At 58.8% G+C, this 23,018-nt stretch carries 18 protein-coding genes; 11 read left to right on the top strand and 7 right to left on the bottom strand.

The window, feature by feature from the left end; all coding sequences use genetic code 11:
* Positions 1 to 203 precede the first annotated feature (203 nt).
* On the top strand, positions 204 to 779 hold the full coding sequence (locus AAC599_RS04235; RefSeq protein WP_340149157.1) for a methyltransferase domain-containing protein: 576 nt from the start codon (positions 204 to 206) through the stop codon (positions 777 to 779).
* Positions 780 to 805: 26 nt separating this feature from the next.
* Here the strand turns inward: AAC599_RS04235 and AAC599_RS04230 are convergent, their stop codons facing one another.
* The gene (locus AAC599_RS04230; RefSeq protein ID WP_340149156.1) at positions 806 to 2,119 is read right to left on the bottom strand and encodes a TetR family transcriptional regulator; all 1,314 of its coding nucleotides are present in this window, start codon (positions 2,117 to 2,119) and stop codon (positions 806 to 808) included.
* A 42-nt stretch (positions 2,120 to 2,161) separates the two neighbouring features.
* Positions 2,162 to 2,866 carry a transglutaminase family protein gene (locus AAC599_RS04225; RefSeq protein ID WP_340149155.1) on the bottom strand — a complete coding sequence of 235 codons (705 nt, stop codon included), beginning with the start codon at positions 2,864 to 2,866 and terminating at the stop codon, positions 2,162 to 2,164.
* Positions 2,867 to 3,066: 200 nt separating this feature from the next.
* Between AAC599_RS04225 and AAC599_RS04220 the strand changes: the two genes are divergently transcribed.
* Positions 3,067 to 4,734 carry an NAD(P)/FAD-dependent oxidoreductase gene (locus tag AAC599_RS04220; RefSeq protein ID WP_340149154.1) on the top strand — a complete coding sequence of 556 codons (1,668 nt, stop codon included), beginning with the start codon at positions 3,067 to 3,069 and terminating at the stop codon, positions 4,732 to 4,734.
* Positions 4,735 to 4,738: 4 nt separating this feature from the next.
* On the opposite strand, the gene AAC599_RS04215 is transcribed toward AAC599_RS04220, so the two are convergent.
* The 4 genes from AAC599_RS04215 to AAC599_RS04200 form a co-directional block, all read right to left on the bottom strand.
* Positions 4,739 to 5,713, bottom strand: coding sequence for an NADPH:quinone oxidoreductase family protein (locus AAC599_RS04215; protein WP_340149153.1), 975 nt, complete (start codon positions 5,711 to 5,713; stop codon positions 4,739 to 4,741).
* Between the two features lie 88 nt (positions 5,714 to 5,801).
* On the bottom strand, positions 5,802 to 6,836 hold the full coding sequence (locus tag AAC599_RS04210) for a TAXI family TRAP transporter solute-binding subunit (RefSeq protein ID WP_340149152.1): 1,035 nt from the start codon (positions 6,834 to 6,836) through the stop codon (positions 5,802 to 5,804).
* 42 nt (positions 6,837 to 6,878) lie between these two features.
* Positions 6,879 to 8,783: a TRAP transporter fused permease subunit gene (locus AAC599_RS04205; protein WP_340149151.1), complete on the bottom strand. Its 1,905-nt coding sequence runs from the start codon at positions 8,781 to 8,783 to the stop codon at positions 6,879 to 6,881.
* Between the two features lie 17 nt (positions 8,784 to 8,800).
* Positions 8,801 to 10,045: an acyl-CoA dehydrogenase family protein gene (locus tag AAC599_RS04200; protein WP_340149150.1), complete on the bottom strand. Its 1,245-nt coding sequence runs from the start codon at positions 10,043 to 10,045 to the stop codon at positions 8,801 to 8,803.
* Between the two features lie 105 nt (positions 10,046 to 10,150).
* On the opposite strand from AAC599_RS04200, the gene AAC599_RS04195 reads away from it, so the two are divergent.
* The 5 genes from AAC599_RS04195 (at position 10,151) to AAC599_RS04175 (ending at position 16,824) form a co-directional block, all read left to right on the top strand.
* Positions 10,151 to 11,362, top strand: coding sequence for a CoA transferase (locus AAC599_RS04195; protein WP_340149149.1), 1,212 nt, complete (start codon positions 10,151 to 10,153; stop codon positions 11,360 to 11,362).
* The gene (locus tag AAC599_RS04190; RefSeq protein ID WP_340149148.1) at positions 11,359 to 12,192 is read left to right on the top strand and encodes an IclR family transcriptional regulator; all 834 of its coding nucleotides are present in this window, start codon (positions 11,359 to 11,361) and stop codon (positions 12,190 to 12,192) included. Before AAC599_RS04195 ends, AAC599_RS04190 begins: the two co-directional genes overlap by 4 nt.
* A gap of 27 nt (positions 12,193 to 12,219) precedes the next feature.
* Positions 12,220 to 13,311, top strand: a complete 1,092-nt coding sequence (locus tag AAC599_RS04185) for a nitronate monooxygenase (protein WP_340149147.1) — start codon at positions 12,220 to 12,222, stop codon at positions 13,309 to 13,311.
* Positions 13,312 to 13,343: 32 nt separating this feature from the next.
* Positions 13,344 to 14,519, top strand: coding sequence for an acyl-CoA dehydrogenase family protein (locus AAC599_RS04180; protein ID WP_340149146.1), 1,176 nt, complete (start codon positions 13,344 to 13,346; stop codon positions 14,517 to 14,519).
* Positions 14,520 to 14,586: 67 nt separating this feature from the next.
* A complete protein-coding gene (locus tag AAC599_RS04175; RefSeq protein WP_340149145.1) occupies positions 14,587 to 16,824 on the top strand; it encodes an arylsulfatase in 2,238 nt (745 codons plus the stop codon).
* Positions 16,825 to 16,858: 34 nt separating this feature from the next.
* On the opposite strand, the gene AAC599_RS04170 is transcribed toward AAC599_RS04175, so the two are convergent.
* Complete coding sequence (locus tag AAC599_RS04170) at positions 16,859 to 18,493, bottom strand: AMP-binding protein (protein WP_340149144.1); 1,635 nt, start codon at positions 18,491 to 18,493, stop codon at positions 16,859 to 16,861.
* A 290-nt stretch (positions 18,494 to 18,783) separates the two neighbouring features.
* Between AAC599_RS04170 and eutB the strand changes: the two genes are divergently transcribed.
* From eutB to doeB, 4 genes are read left to right on the top strand one after another with little or no spacing between them, the layout of a single operon-like run.
* Positions 18,784 to 19,800 (top strand): hydroxyectoine utilization dehydratase EutB, encoded by a 1,017-nt coding sequence (gene eutB, locus AAC599_RS04165; RefSeq protein WP_340149143.1) that lies wholly within the window; start codon positions 18,784 to 18,786, stop codon positions 19,798 to 19,800.
* Positions 19,793 to 20,785 (top strand): cyclodeaminase, encoded by a 993-nt coding sequence (locus AAC599_RS04160; RefSeq protein ID WP_340149142.1) that lies wholly within the window; start codon positions 19,793 to 19,795, stop codon positions 20,783 to 20,785. Before eutB ends, AAC599_RS04160 begins: the two co-directional genes overlap by 8 nt.
* Positions 20,786 to 20,813: 28 nt before the next feature.
* On the top strand, positions 20,814 to 21,986 hold the full coding sequence (gene doeA, locus AAC599_RS04155) for an ectoine hydrolase DoeA (protein WP_340149141.1): 1,173 nt from the start codon (positions 20,814 to 20,816) through the stop codon (positions 21,984 to 21,986).
* 16 nt (positions 21,987 to 22,002) lie between these two features.
* The gene (doeB, locus tag AAC599_RS04150) at positions 22,003 to 22,995 is read left to right on the top strand and encodes a N(2)-acetyl-L-2,4-diaminobutanoate deacetylase DoeB (protein WP_340149140.1); all 993 of its coding nucleotides are present in this window, start codon (positions 22,003 to 22,005) and stop codon (positions 22,993 to 22,995) included.
* Positions 22,996 to 23,018: the final 23 nt, after the last annotated feature.

Genomic DNA, 23,018 nt, shown 5'->3' with positions numbered 1-23,018 from the left:
TCTCTCCTTTTTCTTTCGGTCTTACTATGGCATGATTTATCCCTATCGGGACCCCCGGTTTACAAATTTTTCCACATATTGCGGGGTCCGGCGGTGTCATCAATACTTTTCAACGAACCGCTGTTTATGATTTAATTGTCAGGCTCGCCTTCCACCGGCGCGTAATTCCTGATCCCAATCCGGTCGTATGGAGGGCCCGGCTTTTGTATCAACCATTCGTCCTTGCCCTGTTGCGCAGTCCCCGGCAGGTTGGCGCCGTCGCCCCCAGCGGACCGTTGCTGGCGCGGGCCATGGCCGAGGCGGCCGATCCGGCAGGCAAGCGCATCCTGGAGATCGGACCCGGCACCGGCGTCATAACCGAGGCCCTGCTCGACCGCGGGGCGCCCCGGGACGCGCTTTACCTGCTTGAGCGGGATGTCACCCTCGCTGCCTTTCTCGGTCGCAAGTTCCCCGATATAAACGTCATTGTCGGAGATGCACGCTCCGTTTCAAATCTGATCAGCCCGGACCATGCCGGCAGCTTCGACGTCATCGTGTCCAGCCTGCCGCTCCTGAATATGAAGGAAGCGGACAAGGTCTCCATTTTAAAGCAGTTCTTCACCCTGCTCAGGCCGGACGGCGTGCTGATTCAATATACCTATTCGGCGAAAGCGCCCATCGCGCCCGCTCTCGCAACCCGGCATGGCATCAGGGGGACCCGGATGTCGACAATCTTCCGCAATCTTCCCCCGGCACGCGTCTGGAAATACGGCCGCGATCAGACACCGGCCGGTCAGTAAAAATCTAAGCCCAGCCGCAGCGGCAGCTACGCAGAGACAGCGGCTTCCCGTGCAACGATCCCTTCGAGAAACAAGGCGCGCTGCACATCGATCACCTCGTCCAGTGACTTGAAATTCCGCGTCTTTTGCCGTTCGGGATCGAACCACAGCACCGTCCAGTTCAGGGCACCGAGCATAAACTGGCGAATGGGAATGACATCGAGATTCACGCGGAGAGCCCCCGCCGCCTGCGCCCGGTTGAGGCTGCGGTCCCAGATGGCGGCATAGGCGCGGCGCTCGGGAATATGCCGCAAGCTGACCCCCTTGGGAATTTGTCCGTAGACCCGGATATTTGTCGAGACAAACGCGTGGCGCGCGTAAAGATGCAACATATGGGCCCGTATGCCGGCGGCCAGCCGACTGCCATGGTCGGGAAACAGCGCTTCGTTATCCAGGATAGCACTGACACCATCCGCGATTCCGCGCAGGCCCAACGTCAGAACCTCGTCAATAACCTCCTCCCTTGAGGAGAAATGATAATAGATGCTTCCGGCCTTGACACCGGCCCCCTCGGCGATCCGGCGCAAGGTCGTATTTTCATAACCGCTTTCACAGAGAATCTGCGAGGCAGAGAAGATAATCATATTCCGTGTTTTCTCCGCCTTCGCCCGGCTTCTCCCGATCTCGGACACCGGATCGACAAAAAGCGGGACTTTCGCACGCAGACCGGTCCTGGCGGACGGATCGAGCATGCCGTCCAGCAACAGTCCTGCCGCGTTGTCAAAAAAGTCGCGCAGCGGATAACGATCCGCATCAAACCATTCCACCGTCCAGTTGAGGGCGCCGACGATCAACCGCTGGAGCAATGACAGGTCGATATCCGCCCGGACCTCACCTGTCGCCTGCGCTGTTGTCAGCAGCCTCACCCAGAGATCGCCATAGGCTTGAAAGGATGGTCGATGCCGCCGGCGCAAGGAGCCCTGCATGGTCGAGAAATTCCGCATGGTGGCGGCCGCGAAGTCGCCCTCGATCAGGATGCAGCGTAGATGCGCATGGATCATGGCACGGAAGCTCTCGCGAAAGCCCGCCCCGCGCGCCTCACACTCCCGGCAGACGGTAGCAACCGCATCCATCGACTGCCGGAAGCCGAGATCGAGCACTTCTTCGAGAATGTCTTCCTTGGACGCGAAATAATAATACAGGCTTGCCGGTTCGATCCCGGCAACGGCACCGATCTCCTTGAGCGTGGTGGCGGCATAGCCCTTTTCCCGGAACTGCCGCGCCGCCGCCGCCAGAAGAAGCTTGCGGGTCTCCGCAGTTTGACTGCTTCTGCCCTTTCGCCTGCCCCGTGTTTCCCGCATCAACACACTCGCACTAACAAAACGTCAGAATAGCCCGATGAATTATGCCGTAAAGGTATCTTTTATGTTATCCCGCTCCGCCTTGCTCTTGTTGGCATGCGTCACCATCCCCGGATAGGCGGCCTTGAAATCCGACATGAAGGTTTCCATCGGGATGTCGACGAACAAGCCCCGGTCGTTGACGTATTCCATATGCTGGCGGTTCTTTTCGTCATACTCATGAAAGAGGGCATCCCGTGTCCCGTCGAACACCAGCGGCTTGACGCCGAACCGCTCACAAAGCTCCATGTTGAAGGCGGGCGTGATCTTGAAACTTTCCGCGCCCAGCCAGAGCTGCACATAGCCGTGATAGATGAACAGATCCGATCCCATCAGCTCCGTCAGTTTCGGTGTGTTCAGGTGATTGCGCACATCGGCAAAGCCGAGCGCCGCCGGAATGCCCGCCGCCCGCAGACATGCCGCCAGCAGGATGGCCTTCGGCACGCAATAGGCTGTCCCCTGCTTAGCGACAGCGCTTGCGCGATAGTCTTCGGGATCCATCGACGCGGAATAGGGATCATAGCGGATTTTGTCGCGGACCACATCGAACAGGCAGATCGCCTTGTCCTTGTTCGTGGCATCTGGCGGCAGATCGGCAAGGGCATTCGCCACAAATGCCTGGACTTCAGGCGAGGCGCTATCCACATAGTCTGCAGACTGCAGGTATTTTTTTACCTCTTCGGGAAGGTTCTCTTGCGACGCCGTCATTTTTTATCCTTTATGGCGATCGGGTATCTGACCCCTCCTCTTTGATTACTGCCTCCCCCGACCCCTGTCAATTGGTGTCGCCACACGAACAACCGCCTAAAAGTTACATGTGACAAGGGCAGGAATGATCAGTAATATGACAGACTGCTGATCTTTGATTTGCGAACCGGCAATAAAATTAACAAGACCAGGAGCAAAACATGACCCAACGGCCAGAAACGGATTATGAAGTCATTGTCATCGGTGCAGGAGTGGCCGGTATCTACCAGATCAAGCGCCTGATTGACATCGGCATACGCGCCACCGTGCTGGAGGGCAGCGATAATCTTGGCGGGACGTGGTATAACAACCGCTATCCCGGCGCGCGCTTCGATTCAGAAAGCTATACCTACGGTTATTCCTTCTCCGATGAACTGCTCAACGAATGGCACTGGAAAGAGCGCTTTTCGAGTCAGCCGGAGAATCTGAAATATCTCAACTATGTGGCGGACAAGTTCGACCTGCGCCGGCATATGCAGTTCAACAGCAAGGTCGAGGCCGCGCATTATGACGAGAAGCATGGCATCTGGCACCTGAGCCTTGCCGATGGCCGCAAGATGAGCAGCCGCTTCGTCATCATGGCGATCGGCCTGCTGTCGCAGCCAACCCTTCCTAATATCGATGGGATGGAGGATTTCAAGGGCCCGTCGTTCCACACTTACTATTGGCCGCATGAGGGCATCGACCTCAAGGGCAAGAAAGTCGGGATTATCGGCACCGGCGCCACCGCCATCCAGATCATTCCGGTCATCGCCGGGGAGGCGGAGGAACTCCATGTCTTCCAGCGCCGCCCCAACTGGAGCGCGCCGCTCAACAACAGCCCGATCTCGGATGAGGAAATGGCGGATATCCGCTCCCGCTATGACGAGATTTTCGAAACCTGCAGCCTGTCACCGGGCGGTTTTGTGCACCGGATCGACCCCCGCTCATTCCATGAGGTGTCACGTGAAGAGCGGCTGGCCCTCTGGGATAAGCTCTATGACGAACCCGGATTTGGTATCTGGCTCGCCAACTTCCGCGAAATCTTCATGAATGAGGCCGCCAACGAAGAATTTTCCGAATATATCGCCGACCGCATCCGCCAGCGCGTAAACGACCCGGTGACCGCCGACAAGCTAATCCCCAAGGATCACGGCTTCGGCGTGCAGCGGGTGCCGTTGGAGACCCGCTATTTCGAGGCCTATAACCGCGATAATGTCCATCTCATCGATATTCAGGAGAACCCGCTGGAACGGGTGACGGAGACCGGCCTGCGCACGGCGGCAGGGGATCACGACCTCGATGTCATCATCTACTCGACGGGTTTCGATGCCATGACCGGCGCCTTCGATCATATCGATATCCGCGGCGTCGGCGGCGCGTCGCTTAAAGACAAATGGTTCGAGGCGCCCGCCACCTTCCTAGGCATGATGGTGCATGGCTACCCCAACCTTTTGATGCCGAACGGCCCGCAAAGCGGCTCGGCCTCGACAAACTATCCGCGCGGAATTGAAAGCGGCGTCAACTGGTTAATGGACCTTCTTGAGTTCATGCATAAGCATGGCTACACGCGCGCGGAACCGACCGAGGAAGCCGAGCAGCAATGGACTTCCGAAGTCGTGGAAATGTACAAGATCATGCTGATGCGCAAGGCGAAATCCTGGTTCACCGGCTATAATTCCAACGTCAAGGGCCATGAAGCCGGGCGGGTCCGCCATCTCGTCTATAATGGTGGCACGCCGAAATATATGGCGCGGATCAACACGGTGGCAGCCAGCGGCTATGACGGCGTCCGCTTCGATACGGATCCCGCCATCGATGAGCAGGAAACGGTCCGCTCCCTCGCCTGAGAGGTCAGGCGAGGCGGACCACGGCCTTGCCGATCATCTGCCGGTTTTCAATTTTGAGCATGGCATCGGGCACAGCGTCGAGGGTATCGAGCGGCTCGGTCGGCACTTTCAGGGCGCCATCCCGGATCGCCCCGAGCACGACCTTGGCCGCAAGTGCCAGCCGCGCCGGCTTCTGCCAGCGGTAATAGCCGAGCACCATGCCGAGAACGCTGCGGTTCTTGACCAGCAGGCGGTTGGCGGCGAATTTGGGAATCCCGCCTCCGGCGAAACCAATCACCAGATAGCGCCCGTCCCAGTCGAGGCAATTGGCCGCCGTGTCGGCAAAATCGCCGCCGACCGGATCGAGAACGATATCCACATCGCGCCCGTCATTGGCCGCCTTCACGCGGTCGCGTAAATCATCGCCATAGAGAAGCGCCGTATCCGCCCCGGCGGCAAGACAGGCCTGCGCCTTTTCAACATCACTGACGGCGGCAATTACCTTCGCGCCGTGAAATTTGGCAAGCTGCACGGCGGAGAGGCCAACGCCCCCGGCGGCCCCGCCAATGAGAACCGTCTCACCGGGTTTTATCTGCCCCTTTTCCGTGAGGGCAATCTCTGAGGTGAGCGCCACCGAGAGAAGCGCCGCCGCCGCCACGGGATCGCACCCGTCGGGCAGCAGGAATACCTCGTTCACCTTCGCGCAGACATATTCCGCATGGCCGCCGTCATAAACCAGCGCGGCCACCTTGTCGCCGAGGCGAAAGCCGTCGACACCGGGACCGAGCGCGGAGACCACCCCCACCACTTCCATACCGGTCGAAAATGGCGGTTCATGCTTGTTCTGATGCTTGTTGCGGCTCATCAGGACATCGGCAAAACAAATGCCCGCGGCCGTCACCTGAATAAGGACTTCCCCCGTCTCCGGCGCAGGTGTTTCAACCTCTGTCACGCTGAGAGAGGGAGGACCGTCAAATTCTGTACAGATAAGAGCGCGCATTTACCGTTTTCCTTAGGCTAGAATTCAGTCCAGAAATGAATCGCACCGCCGCGCCTTCGCGCCAGCGGTGCAATCCGTGGGAGAAATTTTATTTAGCTTCCGGCGGAATAATCTCTTCCGGAACCTCAATGCCGATTTCCTTGTAGTATTTATAGGCACCGATATGCAGCGGCATATTCATCTGGCTGAGCGCGGTTTCAGGCGTGATCACCTTCATCCAGGCGGCTGCCTGAGCAAGCTCCGCGTTATGCTCCAGAATTGCCTTGGTGATGTTATACGCGTCTTCTTCGCTCATCCATTTATTCGTACCAAGACCAACCACCGAGTTCAGCATGCGTACTTCGGTTTCGTTGACGAGGTTGTCATAGAGACCGACCGGAAGCATAATGAATTCACGGCCCGGCAGGCTCGATGCCGCCTTCATGTCTTCTGATTCAAGGGCCTCATCAGGAATGCCAAGAATCCGAATTGGCGCGATGGTGGCAAGCTGTGCCATCTGCGGGCTTGGAACGGATGTCGGCACGAAATAGGCATCGACCTGACGATCCTGGAAGGCCTGCAGAGCAGAGTTAAAGTCGAGGTTGATGGCCTCATAGTCCTTTTTCGGCTCATAGCCGGTCGAACCTTTGATGATCTGCTGGGACACCGTCCGTGCGGCACCTGACGGCGGGCCGGTGAAGACGCGCTTGCCTTTGAGGTCCGCAAGCGACTTGATGCCGGAATCGGCCCAGACAACCGCGTGATACGGGCCGATCGGATAGTTCAGTATGCCGCGAAGCTCGCTGAACAACTCCTTGGAGTCCTCCATCTTCGCATACATTCTGGTGCCGGTTTTCATGAAGTGATTGATCGACACGGCGGTCACGAACAGATCAAGGTCTTTCTTCGCCGCATCAACAGCCTGACGGGTCGCCGGGGCGCCAGTCTGAAGCTGGATCTGATAACCATAGGCCTTCTTCAGGATTTCAATGGCAGCGATGGAGAAGGTTGTTGTCGAGTTTGCCGCGCCAAGTGACGCCATTTTAAACGACTCTGCTGCCGTTGCCGTGTGCGATATCGACAGTGTCGCCGCGAGCCCGATAGCCGCGACCCCCATTGTTTTAAGTAAATTTCTTCTTTTCATTACTCTCTCCCTTTTTCTTTTTTGGAATAACGGTAACAGGATCTAGTTTTGCAATTTACGACGGGACCGGATGGTTCCGAAGGTAATCAACGACAGGCCGATCACCAGGAAGGTAATCTGCAACGTCGGTATCTGGATGAGCAGACCGGCACCGGCAAGCCCGCGCAACAATCGCTCCGGCGCGCCCAGCATTTGCCTCTCATAACCGATCAGCGCCGTATTGATGAGCCAGATCGCGAGGGACAGGCAGACGACCACCCGCACGAAGCTCACCGCGTCGAAGGTGCCGACCAGCAGCAACGACGGCTCGTAAATAAAGATGAACGGGATGATAAAGCCGACCAGCGCAATCCGCACGGCATAGAGCGCCGTCGTGAACGGATGGGCATTGGCGATGGGGGCCGCGGCAAACGCGCCAATGGCAACCGGCGGCGTAATGGCGGACAGCACGCCGAAATAAAAGACGAACATATGGGTCGCCAGCAGCTCGGCACCCATCCGCTGCATCACCGGTCCCAGGACCAGAATAATGATGAGATAGGCCGGCAGGGTCGGCATTCCCATGCCGAGGGCAAGCGCGGCCAGCGCCGTGGTGATCAGGGCCGCCAGCAGTGAGAATTCGCTGAATTCCGCCACCACGGAGGCAAATGAGATACCCAGCCCGGTCAGGTTCAGGACACCGATAATGACACCGATGCAGCCGACAGCCACGATAATCCAGGCGCAGGAGCGGCCCGCCTTGACCAGGGCCGTCCAGATGACTCCCGGATTCTCGCGGTTCTTCTTGTTGAAGACACCCATGATGACCGCCGCGACGATGGCCCAGAAACCGGCAAGCGCAGGCGAGCGCCCCATGACCAGCACAAAGACAATAATCGCGATGGGAATCACAAAGGCGAGGCAGGCCAGCATATCCTTGCGGGTAAGCGGCGGCCGTTCGGATTCCGGCAGCGGTTCGATCCCGTCTGCACCGGCCTGAATGGAAATGGAGGCAAATAGCGAGCCATAATAAAACAGCGCCGGAATGAGAGCGGCGATACAGATCGTCGTATAAGCCTCCCCTGTCAGGTCCGCCATCAGGAACGCCGCCGCGCCCATCACCGGGGGTACGATCTGGCCGCCCGTCGAGGCCGCGGCTTCGATGCCACCCGCCATGGGGCCGGAAAAACCGCGCCGTTTGATCATGGGAATGGTGAAGGAACCGGTGCCGACCACATTGGCCGTCACACTACCGGACATGCTGCCGAAGATGGCGCTGGCGAAGACGGCGGAATGCGCCGGGCCGCCACGGGTCTTCCCGGTCAGCGCCACCGAGGCGCGGATCAGCGCATCGCTCGCGCCGGTACTCTCCAGAATGACACCAAAGACGACGAAGATCAGAACAACCTGCAACACAACGCCCATCGGCAGGCCGAAGACCCCCTGGAAGCTGTACCAGATCGTCTGCATCGAACGGTTAAGCGAAAAGCCCGAGTGATTGAGGAACCCCGGCATATACTGGCCATACAGGCAATAGAGAATGCCGAAGGCCGCGATCAGGACGATCGGCAGGCCAAACAGGCGCCGCGTCGCTTCCAGCAGGATGAGGACCGCGACGAAGGCAATAGTGATATCATTCGGGTCATACTCGAATATGGTTTCCTCAATGAGGATCTGAATCTCGATAAACTTGAGCGTGCCGAAAATAAAGACCCCGATCAGAATCAGATCAATCGCCCACAGGAGCCAGGCGGGCATATTTCTGACGACCGCGAAGCGGTTGTCTTGGACCCTGTCCGCGAGTGGATTGCCAAGCAGGGCAATAACCACCGCAGCGCAGAGAATCCAGGATCGTCCATAGGTAATATCCCAGCCACCGAAGAGGGCGACATATACCGCCTGCAGCGCCAGCGCGGCGCCTGTCAACGCAACGATCCAGATTGTGAGGGATTTAAAACTCAGGCTCACCGAAACGCTCCTCTTTCCTAAAATCCTTCGGGGGCAACATAGGGGCAGTCTGCAATGGTCCATTCCGGGACCGGCTCGGTCTTGTATATCTGACGCAGATGAACTTCATCCGGACCGTCACCGATACGGAACCAGCGCGCGTAGGAATGGGCATGGTGGATCAAGGTGTCATCCGTGCCGCCCATGGCGCCGAACAGCTGGATCGCCCGATCGGTCACTTTCTGAAGCATCCGGGGCGCCGCCACCTTGATCTGGGAAACAATCCGCCAAGTGTTCTTGTCCGAACTGGTATCAAGCATCCAGGCCGCCTTCTGGATAAACAGGCGGTTCATATCGATATCGATGCGGGCTTCGGCAATCCATTTCTGAACCGTATCATATTCCACGATCGGGCGGCCGAAGGTTTTGCGTTCATGGGCGCGGGCGACCATCTGCGCCAGCACCATCTCGGCCATGCCGATGCAGCGCATGGAATGATGGATGCGCGCGGGACCAAGACGGACCTGCGCGCCCTTGAAGCCCTGCCCCTGCTCGCCCAGAAGATTCTCGACCGGGACGCGGACATTCTCCAGGCTGAACTGGCCGATCGGCGCCACGAAATCGGCCCAGCCCAGGAACCGCAATTCCCGTTCCAGCGTCAGGCCGGGGGTACCGATGGGAACAATAATCATGCTATGCCTGCTCATCCGTCCGGCATCCGGGTCGGAAACGCCCATGACAATCAGGAAGGAGCAATCGGGATGCGCGCCACCGGTCGCAAACCATTTGCGCCCGTTCAGCACCCATTCATCGCCGTCGCGTTCAATCCGGGTTTCGATGTTGGTGGCATCGGAGGAGGCAACATCGGGCTCCGTCATCGCAAAGGCGGTGCGGGTTTCGCCGTTCAGCATGGAAAACAACCATTTCTCCCGCTGCTCCGGTGTCGCCAGTGCCTGGATCATCGCCATGTTCGGCACTTCCGGCGCATGGCAGTTAAAGACTTGCGAGCCCCAGGGCAGGCGGCCGAGTATTTCGGCAATCGGCGCAAATTCAAGATTCGTCAACCGTGTTCCGGGCTCGTCCTTTGCCAGATTGGGCAACGCCAGATTCCACAGGCCAAGTTCCTTCGCCTGTTCCTGTAGCTGTTTGAGAAAGGCTGGCGCCTTGCGCTCGTGACAAACGGTCTGCACCCACTCGCGATGGCGGGGCAGCATTTCTCTCGCGAAGAAATCCTCGACCTGAAGCCGAATTTCCTCGGATTCCGAGCTTAAATTGAAATTCATATTCCCTGTCGTCTAAATTATTTTTATATTTGACTAGATCGTTTTATATATAGTAACAAATCATGTCAATAGCTACAAAAATAAAAACAGCCTTTGGGAATTCGAATGACAGACAAGAGCCAATCCGGGCCCCTCTCCGGCCTGCGTATCCTTGATATCGCCACGATTATCGCTGCGCCCTTCGCAGGCACCTTACTCGCCGATTACGGGGCCGACGTTGTCAAGCTGGAGCTGCCGGGAGCCGGGGACGGCATGCGCGGATTCCCGCCGTTCAAGGACGGAAAGTCCCTCTGGTGGAAGGCCGCGAATCGTGGCAAGCAGTTTGGCACACTGGACCTGCGCAAGAAGGAGGGAGCCGAGCTTCTCCTGAAAATGCTGCCGGAGTTCGACGTGCTGATCGAGAATTTCAAGCCCGGCACGCTGGACCGCTGGGGCCTCGATATCGAGACATTATGGAAGGCAAACCCGAAACTCGTGGTGTTGCGGACAACTGCTTTCGGCCAGACCGGCCCCTATATCGGCAAACCCGGCTTCGCCCGCATTTTCGAGGCCATGGGCGGCCTGACCCATATCACCGGCGATCCGGACCGTCCGCCGATGCATACGGGCTACCCCATTTCCGATGCCTTCGGCGGCGTATTCGGTGCCATGGCCATTCTGGCGGCACTGTTCAAGGTGGCGCGGGAAGAACCGGCCATGGGCGAAGAGATCGACCTGTCCCTGACCGAGGCAACCTTCCGCCTGCTCGATTTTCTTGCCATCGAATATGACCAGCTTGGCGTCGTGCGCGGACGCAGCGGTAACAAGAACCAGTATTCCGCCCCGTCCGACGTCTATATGACCAGTGACAAGAAATATGTCTCCCTCGCCGGCAGCACGAATGCTACGTTCAAGGGAAATGCAACCGCCGTCGGCAGGCCGGACTTGCTGGATGATCCCCGCTTCGCAACCAACGGTCTGCGTGTGGAAAATGCGGAGGAGCTGGACAAGATATTCGGCAGCTTTATCGCGTCCCATACCCTTGATGAGGTTGTTGAGGCTTTCGATAAAGCCAAGGGAACGGTCGCGCCGATCTATTCGGTCGAGCAAATCTTCAACGATCCACAATATCAGGCCCGCGAAGCGATCGTCCCCGTGCCAGATGACGATTTCGGCTCTGTCCGCCTGCAAAATGTGGTGCCGCGCTTTACTCGTAATCCGGGAAGCATAAGATGGACAGCCAAGGACCTCGGTGTCGACAGCGATGCTATCTTCGAAAAGATTCTGGGTTTGACCAAGGACGAAATCGCGGCATTCCGGGAGAAAGGAATCATATGATCAGCGAGCAGACCAATCTGATTGCCCATGTCGAGAGACGCCGGGTTCCGCTCGACGAAATTGTCGACCGGGACAGTTCGCTCTCGACGACACTTATCCGCGGGCTGGATATCCTTGCCTGTTTCCTGGGCGGGGATCAGACGCTGACCAACGCGCAGATTGCGGCCCGTGTCGGCGTCAACAAGGCGACGGTCTCGCGGCTGTGCAAAACCCTGATTGCGCTCCATTACTTGCGCCGCGCGCCGCAGGGCGGTTTTCAGCTCGCGCCGGGACTACTGGCTCTGTCCTACCCTATTCTCTCGCACATGAAATGGCGTCGGCAAGCGGTCAACCTGATGCAGGAATATGCAGAGATTGCAAAGGGCAACGTCTCCCTTGCCGTCTTTAACGGGGCGGATGCCGTCTATGTCCAGACCGTAGGTGACATCACCGATTTCCCGCATGTGCCGGAAATGGGTATGACCGTTCCCGTCGCGGAGTCATCCACCGGCCGCTCCCTCCTCTCCCTGCTCTCCGATGAGGATCGCGCCGCCAAATATCTTGAGATCGAGCATATTTATCCGGACGCAGTAGAACGCAACAAGGAGCGGATAGACAGATCCATAGAACACTGCCGGGCCGAGGGATATTGCATCTCCTACGGTGAATGGCGCGAGAATATCTACGCGATGTCGGCACCCGTCGGCATCACCAAGGACGGCCTTGAAGTGACCCTGTCCTGCGGTATCCCGGCCTATCGCGCCCGCAAGGAGGAAATTGAGAAGGATCTCGCGCCGCGCCTCGCATCCGTCGCAAAAAACCTGCGTCTTTTCAACATCTTCGGAAGCTAACTATAAGAAACAACAAGGATTAGAAAAATGGCTTTGAACACCCCTCTTGCCAGGAAAATGGGTATTCGCTACCCCATCTTCGGACTAGCCCATAACATCGATGTCATGGTGGCTCTTGGCAAGGCCGGAGGATATCCGGTGTTCGGCGCCGCGCGCAGCATGCCCGAGGAAATCGCCGAGGAAGCGCGGATCATGAAAGACCGCCTGGGCGACCTCCCCTTCGGGATCGACCTGATGCTACCGAGCACCGTCGGCGACGATACGGACCGGGAAGGCACAAAATCGAACCTGCCGGACCGCCACAAGGCCTTCGTTCAGGAACTGACCGAAAAATATAAGGTGCCCCCGGCGACGAAACCGACCTTCTTCTCCTCGCAGATACGCTCGCAGCAGCTGTTTGAGGAGCAGATGGCCGCAACCCTCGAATCCGGGGCCCACAGCTTCGCCTCAGCCGTGGGCATGCCGCCGGAAATGATCCAGCGGGCCAAGGACCACGGAAAAGTCACCTTCTCCCTCGTCGGGGCGCCGCGCCATGCGGAAAAGGCCAAGGCGGCCGGAGTCGATGTGATCGTCGCGCAAGGATATGACGCCGGCGGCCATACAGGCCCGATCGGCACCTTCTCTCTAGTGCCGCAGGTAGTCGAAGTTGCGGGCGACACGCCCGTGCTGGCGGCGGGCGGTGTCGGCCATGGACGCCATATCGCCGCCTCCTTCGGGCTTGGGGCGCAAGGGGTCTGGCTGGGCACGGCCTGGCTCGCCTCCAAGGAACATGCGCTCTGTGATGCGCTGCTGAACAAGCTGCTCAAATCCGACAGCCTCAATACCACGATCTCCCTCAGCCACAGCGGCAAGTCCTGCCGGATCGTCAAATCCGCCTGGTCCGAGGAATGGGATCGGCCGGACGCGCCGGAACCGCTCAAAATGCCGTATCAGCAGGTACTCACTGCCGATCTCGTCGCCGGGGTCAACGAGCATGAGATCGAGCCGCTGCTCTATGAAGCGACCGGCCAGAGCATCGCCTGGTTCAACGAATTGAAAACCGTCGACGAAATCATGCAGCGGCTGGTGGGCGAAACGGAAGTCGCGCTCGACAACATGCAAAAACAACTCGCGGGCTGAGCCCGGCTACCAACAAATAAAAAGAGAATCCGATGATACGTGACGCAAAAAAACTGGAACAGCAACGCATGGAAGTTCGCGACTGGGTGGAGCGGGTTGCCATCCCGAACGAGGACCGCGTGGCCGAGCTTAACGAAGTCCCGCAGGACCTTGTCGATGATATGCAGGCGCGCGGCTATTTCGCCTGGGCCGTCCCGGAGGAGTATGGCGGGCTCGGCCTGACGACGGAGGAGCTGGTCCTGATGGCGTTTGAGCTGTCCTACTGCTCGGTCGCCTTTCGCGCACGTGTCGGATCCAATACCGGTATCGGCAGCGAATCCCTGATTGTCGACGGGACGGAGGAACAGAAACGCAAATACCTGCCCAAACTGGCGGCGGGGGAGATTGTCGGCTGCTTCGCGCTCACCGAAAAAGAGGCCGGATCGCAGGCAACCGCGCTCACCACAACGGCGATCAAGAAGGGCAACCATTATGTGATGAACGGCTCCAAGGCCTTTATCACCAATGCCCCGATTTCCGACCTGTTCACGGTATTCGCGCGCACCGACCCAAATGATGACAGCCACCGCGGCATCAGCGCCTTCCTTGTCGATCGCGACACGCCCGGCCTGACCGTCGGCGAGCAATATACCATGATGGGGCAGTCCGGCTCCCCGGTTTCCGAGGTGCATTTCGAGAATTGCGAAATTTCCCCGGACAGGCTGCTGGGTGGTGAAGAAGGCGTCGGCTTCAAAACGGCGATGAAGGCGCTCAACAAGCAGCGCATTCACCTTTCCGCCCTCAGCACCGGTCCGGCCATGCGGATGCTGGATGATGCGGCAAAATATTCTATGGAAAGAAAGCAGTTCGGAAACCCGATCAGCGATTTCCAGCTGATCCAGGCGATGATCGCCGACAGCCATGTCGACGTCACCGCGGCCCGCACCCTGATTCTGGATACGGCCCGCAAGCGCGATGAGGGCGTGGATATCACGCTGGAAGCCTCCATGTGCAAATATTTCGCGACCGAAATGTGCGGGCGGATTGCCGACCGGGCCGTACAGATCTTCGGCGGGTCCGGCTATGTCGCGGACTACAGCAGCATAGAACGCTTCTACCGCGATGTCCGCCTGTTCCGGCTGTATGAAGGCACCAGCCAGATTCACCAGCTCAATATCGCCGGGAAAACCCTGAACCGCATCCGCAAGACCGGCAGCGTCAGAATCTGACCGTTTCCGAAGTTACCAAGGGGCCGCAATAACCTGATAACGCGCAAAGCGAACGGGAGACATAAAAATGGAAGAGTACACACCCCACTGGCCAGAACCACCAAGAGCCCCGGAAGGGGCACCGAATATCCTCGTCATTCTCTTTGATGATGTCGGCTTTTCCGATTTCGGCTGCTACGGCTCCCCGATCAAGACGCCGACCATCGACAAGCTCGCCGCGAAAGGCGTCCGCTATACCGGCTTTCATACGACAGCCATGTGCTCGACCACCCGGGCGGCCCTCCTGACCGGACGGAACCATCATTCCGTCGGTGTCGGCTGCCTTGCGAATTTCGACAGCGGCCATCCGGGCTATCGCGGCAAGATCGCGAAGTCGGCCGGCACGCTCGCCGAGATGCTGCGCCCCCATGCCTATCGCAACTACATGATCGGCAAATGGCACGTGAACCCGCTTAATGAAAGCGGCCCAACGGGACCCTTTGACGGCTGGCCCTTGAGCCGGGGATTTGACCGTTTCTACGGCTTCCTCGACGCCGAGACCGATCAGTACGCGCCGGAACTGGTGCGCGACAATAGCCATATCGATCCGCCCGGCACCTATGAAACCGGCTATCACCTGACGGAGGATCTGGTCGATCAATCCATCCGCATGCTCGCCGACCATAACGCCGGCGCGGAGGATAACCCCTGGCTTCTCTGGTGCGCCTTCGCCGCCTGCCATGCCCCGCATCAGGCGCCGAAAGACATCATCAAGAGCTATGATTCGATGTTTGAAGGCGGCTGGGACAAGGAACGAGAGCACCGCCTCGCCCGCCAGAAGGAACTCGGCATCGTGCCCGAAAATACTGAAATGCCGCCGCGCAACGACGGCGTCAAGGCATGGGACGAACATACGGCGGACGAGCATCGCCTATACACCCGCCTGCAATCCGCCTATGCGGGGATGCTGGATCACACGGACCGGCATATTTCCCGGCTGATTGATTTTCTGGAAGAAACCGGCCAGATGGACAATACGCTGATTCTGGTCCTGTCGGACAACGGCGCCAGCCAGGAAGGCGGACGCAACGGCCTTGTCAATGCCATGGGGCCGTTCAACCTGCGTCCGGAACCGATGGAAGAGAAACTCGCGCGGATCGAGGATATCGGCGGACCCGATACCCATTCCAACTTCCCCCATGGCTGGGCCATGGCCGCCAACTCGCCACTGAAACGCTACAAGCAGAACACCCACGGCGGCGGCATCCGCGATCCGCTGATCATCAGCTGGCCGAAGGGCCTTCCGGCGCGCGGTGAATTGCGCCATCAGTTCGCCCATTGCTCCGATGTGGTGCCGACCCTCCTCGATATCCTGAATATCGAGCCGCCGGAAACCATCAATGGCATCAAGCAGCAGCCGATCGAAGGGCAGAGCTTTAAGGACAGCCTGCTGAAACCCGAGGCCCCGGCCCGCACCAAGCCGCAATATTTCGAAATGTTCGGCCATCGCGGCATCTGGCAGGACGGCTGGAAAGCGGTGGCCTTCCATCCCATGGGATCGGCCTTCGATGACGACGAATGGGAGCTTTATAATCTGGATGAGGACTTCTCCGAGAGCAAGAACCTCGCCAAAGACAACCCAGATCGCCTGAAGTCCATGATCGATAGCTGGTGGCAAGAGGCAAAAGAAAACCAGGTTCTCCCGCTGGATGATCGTTTCGCCCCGCGCTTCGCCGAGAATGCGGAACGCCTGCAAGGGCACCGCACCAAATTCGTTTTCCACCGTGGTGTCGGCCATATCCCCTCCGATGTGGCGCCGGACCTCCGGAGCCGCAACTACCAGATTGAGGCCGAAGCCGATGTCGAGAGCGAGAACAGCAACGGCGTCCTGATTGCCCATGGCGACACCACTTCGGGCTACAGCCTCTATATGAAGGACGGCCATCTTGTGCATGACCTCAATATCGGCGGCGAGCATGTGGTCGTCACCTCGGACAGGAAAGTGGCCCCGGGCCGCCGCCTGCTCGGCCTCAAGGTCGAACGGCTGACAAAGGAAGAAAAGCCGCGCATGGGCAAGGGGATGGGGCAAAGCCGCTATACGCTGACCATCGACGGCGAGGACGCCGGCTCCGCCGAGAGCAACCTCGGTTTCTTCATGCTGATTTCCTGGTCCGGTTTGGACATCGGTCGGGATCGCGGCAATCCGGTTGGTGACTACGCCGCCCCGTTCGAGTTTGACGGCTTCCTGCGCAAGGTCACCATCCATATGGAGAAACAGACTCTCGACGGTGAGGGTGTCGGCAAGGCGGAAATGGCGCGCGAATAACCCCGCGCCGTTTCTGGTTATTTGCGGGAGAGGCTCAACCCTCTCCCCGCAACTCCACCCGGCGAATCTTGCCCGAAATCGTCTTCGGCAGGCTGTCGACAAACTCGATCTGCCGGGGGTATTTATAGGGCGCGGTCAGGTTCTTGCAGAAATCCTGAATGTCGGTGACAAGCTCCGGCCCCGCCTTTTCCGGTGATTTCAGGATAATATAGGCCTTCACAAGCTGCCCGCGGGTTTCATCGGGAATGCCGATAACGGCACTCTCGACAACCTCGGGATGCTCCAGTAGCGCGCTTTCCACCTCGAACGGGCTGATGCGGTAGGCGCCCGAACTGATCAGGTCGTCGGCCCGCCCCTCAAACCAGATATAGCCGTCCGCATCGCGCTTCGCGGTATCCCCGGTGTAGTACCAGCCATGGCGGAATGCCTCCCTGTCCGGTTCCCCGCCGGTGTAATAGCCATCGAAAAGCCCGGGCGGCCAGCTATCCCCGTCCGTACGGATCGCAATATGCCCGACCTCGTTGTCCGGCTGGCGGTTGCCATCGTCATCAATGATGTCGATATCGAAGCCCGGCACCGGCTTGCCCATGGAGCCGAAACGAGTTTCCATTCCAGGGAAATTACCAACGATATTGATGGTTTCCGTCTGGCCGTAGCCGTCGGCGATGACATTGCCGGTATGCTTCTGCCAGTAGCGGATAACCTCCGGGTTGAGCGGCTCGCCCGCGCCGAGGGACCGCCGCAGGGAAGAGAAATCGTATTTTCCGAGGTCCTGCTGCGCGAACAGGCGGTAAACCGTCGGCGGCGCGCAGAAAGTGGAGACTTTCAGCCGCTGGATCAAATCCAGATGGAAATGCGGATCGAACGCCCCCTCCCCGTCATAAAGCACGATCTTCGATCCGGCGAGCAACGGCGGGAACAGCAGGCCCCAGGCCGCCTTCGCCCATCCGGTATCGGTCAGTGTCCAGTGCACATCGCCCTCGCGCAGATCCATCCAGAAGAGCGCCGTCGCCGCATGGGCGAGCGCATAGCCAAAATCCCGCGGCACCATTTTCGGCATCGAAGTGGTGCCGGAGGTGAAATAGGCCATCATCATGTCGGAGGCGACGGTTGGCGGCGCGTCCTTGCGTGCCAGCGTCGGGGAAGCCTTCGCCATCAGCTCATCGAGGGAGAGCCAGCCCGGATGGGTACCGCCAACGACAATGAAATGCTCAAGCGTCGGGCAATCGCCGCACACCGCATCGACTTTCTCGCAATGCTCCGGCGTGACCACGACAAACCGCGCCTTGGAACGCTGCACACGATAGGCGATATCCTTGGCGGTCAGCAGGTTCGTCCCCGGCATCGAAATCGCCCCGACTTTCATGCAGGCGAACAGCACCGTATACCATTCCGGGATTCGGCCGATGACAAGACAGCCGAAATCCCCCTTGCCAATGCCAAGTGACAGGAAGGCATTCGCGAGCCTCGCCGAGTCTTCTGCATAGTCGGAATAGCGGATGTCCCGGATCGTCTCCCCGTCGCGGGAAACCGCAATCACTGCCACGCCGTCATTCTCGGCCGCGCGGGAATCGATAATATCAAAGGCGAAATTGAAATCATCTGGAATATCAATATGATAGCCCTTGACTGCGGTTGAATAGTCCCGGTTAAACTTCTGCAAATCCATCGTCACCTCCCACACTGACGCCACGCCTTTTTCATGCGCATTTTCGCGATCATAACATAGCCGGCCAGCGTGACATTCTTTTTTTGAGAAGGAAATGTTCGAGGCATTTCGCGCCCTCTTTCCGGGAGCTTACGCGCCCGACGATTGGCCGCAAGCATTGACACGCCCGTTTTTTTTCTTCATAGGCGGAATGAGGAAATATTTTAAGCAGAATTTCCCAATTGCTGCACAACGCGCGTCTGCTGACCTGTGTAGTTTGAAACTCATACATTGTAGATCAGGTTGACGCCATGTCAGATGCAATAACAATTGATGACATTTGCCAGGCCCGGCAGCGGATTGCCGGAATGATCCGCAAGACCCCCCTCGCCCCTTCAGCGGCGCTGTCCTCTGTAACCGGCGGGGAAATCTACCTTAAATATGAGCATCTGCAGATCACCGGCAGTTTCAAGCTACGCGGGGCGACGAACGCTATCCGCTCTCTTTCTGCCGCCGCGCGCGAGAAAGGCGTGATCGGCGTCTCCACCGGCAACCACGGCCGTGGCCTCGCCCATGCTGCGCAGCAGATGGATACCCGCTGCATCATCTGCATGTCCGAACTGGTGCCTTCGAACAAGGTCGAGGCCATTCGCGGTGAAGGCTCGGAAATCGTAATTTCCGGCCGGTCCCAGGATGAGGCGCAGAAGGAAGTCGACCGCCGTGTCAAGGAAGACGGCATGACCATGCTGCCGCCTTTCGATCATGCGGATGTCATCGCGGGGCAAGGCACGCTCGCTCTTGAAATGCTGGAGGAACTGCCGGAGCTTGGCACCGTGATCGTACCGCTCTCGGGCGGCGGCCTGATCGCCGGGATCGCGCTGGCCATGAAATCGGCAAACCCCGATATCCGCGTTGTCGGCGTCTCCATGGAGCGCGGCGCCGCCATGATCGAGAGCCTGCGCGCCGGCAAACCGGTCGAGGTGGCGGAACTGCCGACCCTCGCCGATTCCCTTGGTGGCGGCATCGGGCTTGCCAACCGCTATACCTTCGACATTGTGAAGCGTCATGTGGATGAGGTCATCACCCTCACCGAGGCCGAAATCGCCGATGCGATCCGCCATGCCTACTGGCAGGAGCGGCAGGTGATCGAAGGATCGGGAAGTGTCGGCATCGGCGCCCTGCTCACGGAGAAGGTCCGGCCGCAGGGGCCCACAGTCGCGCTCCTCAGCGGGTGCAATATCGACATGGCCCTGCATAAGCGGATCATCGACGGGGAAAATGTCGACCTGGAGGCAGAGACAATGGGAGGGGAAGCCGGAAATGCCTGAAATCACAATCCTGAACGAATCCGAACTGCGCCGCGCGATTGAGCTCGATAAAAGCGCCGTTGACTGCATTGAAAATGCCTTCCGGCTGCTGGCAACCGAGGCGTTGGAAATGCCACCGATCCTCAGCATGCATATCCCGGAGTATAACGGCGAGGTTGATGTCAAGACGGCCTATGTGCCGGGTATCCCCTCCTTCGCCGTGAAGATGAGCCCGGGCTTTTTCGACAATCCCAAGCTGGGCCTGCCGAGCGTCAATGGCCTGATGGTGGTGTTCGCGGCGCAGACCGGACTGGTCGAAGCGCTTCTGCTCGATAACGGCTATCTTACCGATGTCCGCACGGCCGCCGCCGGGGCGGTGGCGGCAAAATGGCTGGCACGGAAAGATGCCCGAACCGCCGGTATTGTCGGCGCCGGAACACAGGCGCGGCTGCAGCTCAAGGCCCTGACCCTTGTCCGCAAGATCGACAAGGCGCTGATCTGGGCGCGCGATAGCGTCAAGGCGGAAATCTGTGCGCGGGAATGCGCCGATACGCTCGGCATAGAGGTCACGGCGACCCCGTCCCTCGATGATCTGGCCGCGGCCAGCGATATCATCGTGACCACCACCCCGGCGAGCGAACCTGTGCTTACCAAGGCGCATCTGCGCCCGGGACAGCATATCACCGCCATGGGATCGGACGCGCCCTACAAGGGGGAGCTGGCGCCGGACGTCCTGACCGCCGCCGATCTCTATGTCTGTGACCGTCATGCCCAATGCGTCGCGCAAGGAGAGCTTCGCCGGGCCGTGGAAGAGGGCCTGATCGGGGCGGACCAGAGTTTTCCGGAGCTATCGGACGTAATTATTGGAGAAAGTGTCGGACGGCAAACAGCGGATGACATTACAATCTGCGATCTGACAGGTATGGGTATCCAGGATACCGCCATCGCCGCCGAAGCGGTGCGCATTGCGGCAAGCCAGCAGGCAGGAAGCCGTTTTATTAGCTGAAATCGTATTTTTTACAGGGGACTGTGTTATGGATTTGCCCTTTAGCCTTGATGAGTATGCAGACCGGCTGGCCAAGGCACGCCATTCCATGCAGGAACAGGGGATCGAGCTTCTGATCGTCACCGATCCGTCCAATATGGCGTGGCTGACCGGCTATGACGGCTGGTCCTTCTATGTGCATCAATGCGTGCTGCTGGCGCTTGACGGGCAGCCGATCTGGTATGGGCGGGAGCAGGACGGCAACGGCGCAAAACGCACCGTCTTCATGGACCACAGCAACATCCATTCCTATGAAGATCACTATGTCCAGTCGACGGAGCGCCATCCGATGGAACCGCTCTGCATGCTGCTCGAAGCGAAAGGCTGGGACAAGCTGCATATCGGCGTCGAGATGGATAACTACTATTTCACCGCGGCCGCCTACGCGTCCCTGCTGACCAATCTGCCGAATGCGAAATTTCAGGACGCCACCGCCCTTGTCAACTGGTGCCGCGCCGTCAAGTCCGAGCAGGAATTGATCTATATGCGGCGCGCCGGACGGATTGTCGAGGAAATGCACAAGCGCATCGTCGAGGTGATCGAACCCGGCATTCACAAGAACACGCTGGTCTCCGAAATCTATGCGACCGGGATCAACGGTACCGACAGTTTCGGGGGCGATTACCCGGCGATTGTCCCGCTGCTGCCCTCGGGCGCCGATGCCGCCGCGCCGCATCTGACCTGGGATGACAAGCCGATGAAGAATAACGAGGGTACCTTCTTCGAGATTGCAGGCTGCTACAAACGCTATCATGTGCCGCTCTCGCGCACGGTGTTTCTCGGCAAGCCGACACAGCAGTTTCTCGATGCGGACAAGGCCGTGCAGGAAGGCATGGAGGCCGGGCTGGAAGTCGCGCGTCCCGGAAACCTCTGTGAGGACATCGCCACCGCCTTTTTTGCCGTTCTCATAAAATATGGCATTATCAAGAATAACCGGACCGGATATCCCATCGGCATCAGCTATCCCCCGGACTGGGGTGAGCGCACGATGAGTCTCAGGCCCGGCGATAAAACAGTGCTGGAGGCCGGCATGACGTTTCATTTCATGACCGGGCTCTGGATGCAGGACTGGGGGCTTGAGACGACGGAAAGCATCGTCATCACCGACGACGGGCCGGTGTGCCTCGCCAATGTTCCCCGTACCCTTGTTGTGAAAAACTAGAAGACAGGATTTTGACATGTTGATCCGCAATCCGATCACACCGACCATCGACTATGAGAAGGAAGGCATCCAGCATGGCTATCTGAAGCTGCCCCATTCCTATGACGGGTCGGCCTGGGGGTCGCTGATGATCCCGATCACCGTCATGAAACGCGGGGACGGACCGACTGCCCTGCTCACGGGCGGTAATCATGGCGATGAGTATGAGGGGCCGATCGCACTGTTCAACCTGTCGAACGAGATCGATATATCCGACATCACGGGCCGGGTGATCATCGTGCCGGCGATGAATTACCCTGCCTTCCGGGCGGCCTCGCGCACCTCGCCCATCGATGGCGGCAATATGAACCGCATTTTCCCCGGCAATCCGCGCGGGTCGGTGACCGAGAAAATCGCCGATTATTTCCAGCGGACACTTTTGCCCATGGCGGATTATGTTCTTGATCTGCATTCGGGCGGAAAAACCCTTGATTTCGTGCCATTTTGCGCGGCGCATATCCTGCCGAACGCGGAGCAGCAATCCCATTGCGTCGCCGCGATGGAGGCCTTCAACGCCCCCTACTCCATGATGCTGCGCGAGGTCGACGCGACAGGCATGTATGACAGCGCCGCCGAGGAAATGGGCAAGATTTTTGTCTCCACCGAACTTGGCGGCGGCGGTTCGGCAACCTCCCGTACCGTTGCCATCGCAAGAAGAGGCATCCGTAATTTCCTGATCCATGCCGAAATCCTGGCGGGAGAGCCCGAAAAATCGGACAGCATCAATCTCCATATGCCCGATGATGACTGTTATATCTCCTGCGAGGCGGGCGGCCTTCTCGAATTCTGCTGCGAGCTCGGCGATCGCGTCAAGAAAGGCCAGCTGCTCGCCCGCGTCCATGACTATGAGCGCACGGGCCGGGCACCGATGAACTATATCAGCGAGCGCGACGGCGTGCTGGCGGCCCGGCATTATCCGGGTCTCATCCAGATCGGCGATATCGTTGGTGTTATCGGCGTGGAAGGCTAAGAACAGGACGTCCGGCGGCGACG

Source organism: uncultured Sneathiella sp. (genome assembly GCF_963976355.1).
GTDB lineage: Bacteria > Pseudomonadota > Alphaproteobacteria > Sneathiellales > Sneathiellaceae > Sneathiella.
Note: the sequence above shows the minus strand (reverse complement) of the source record. Positions and strands in the feature narration are given on the sequence as shown.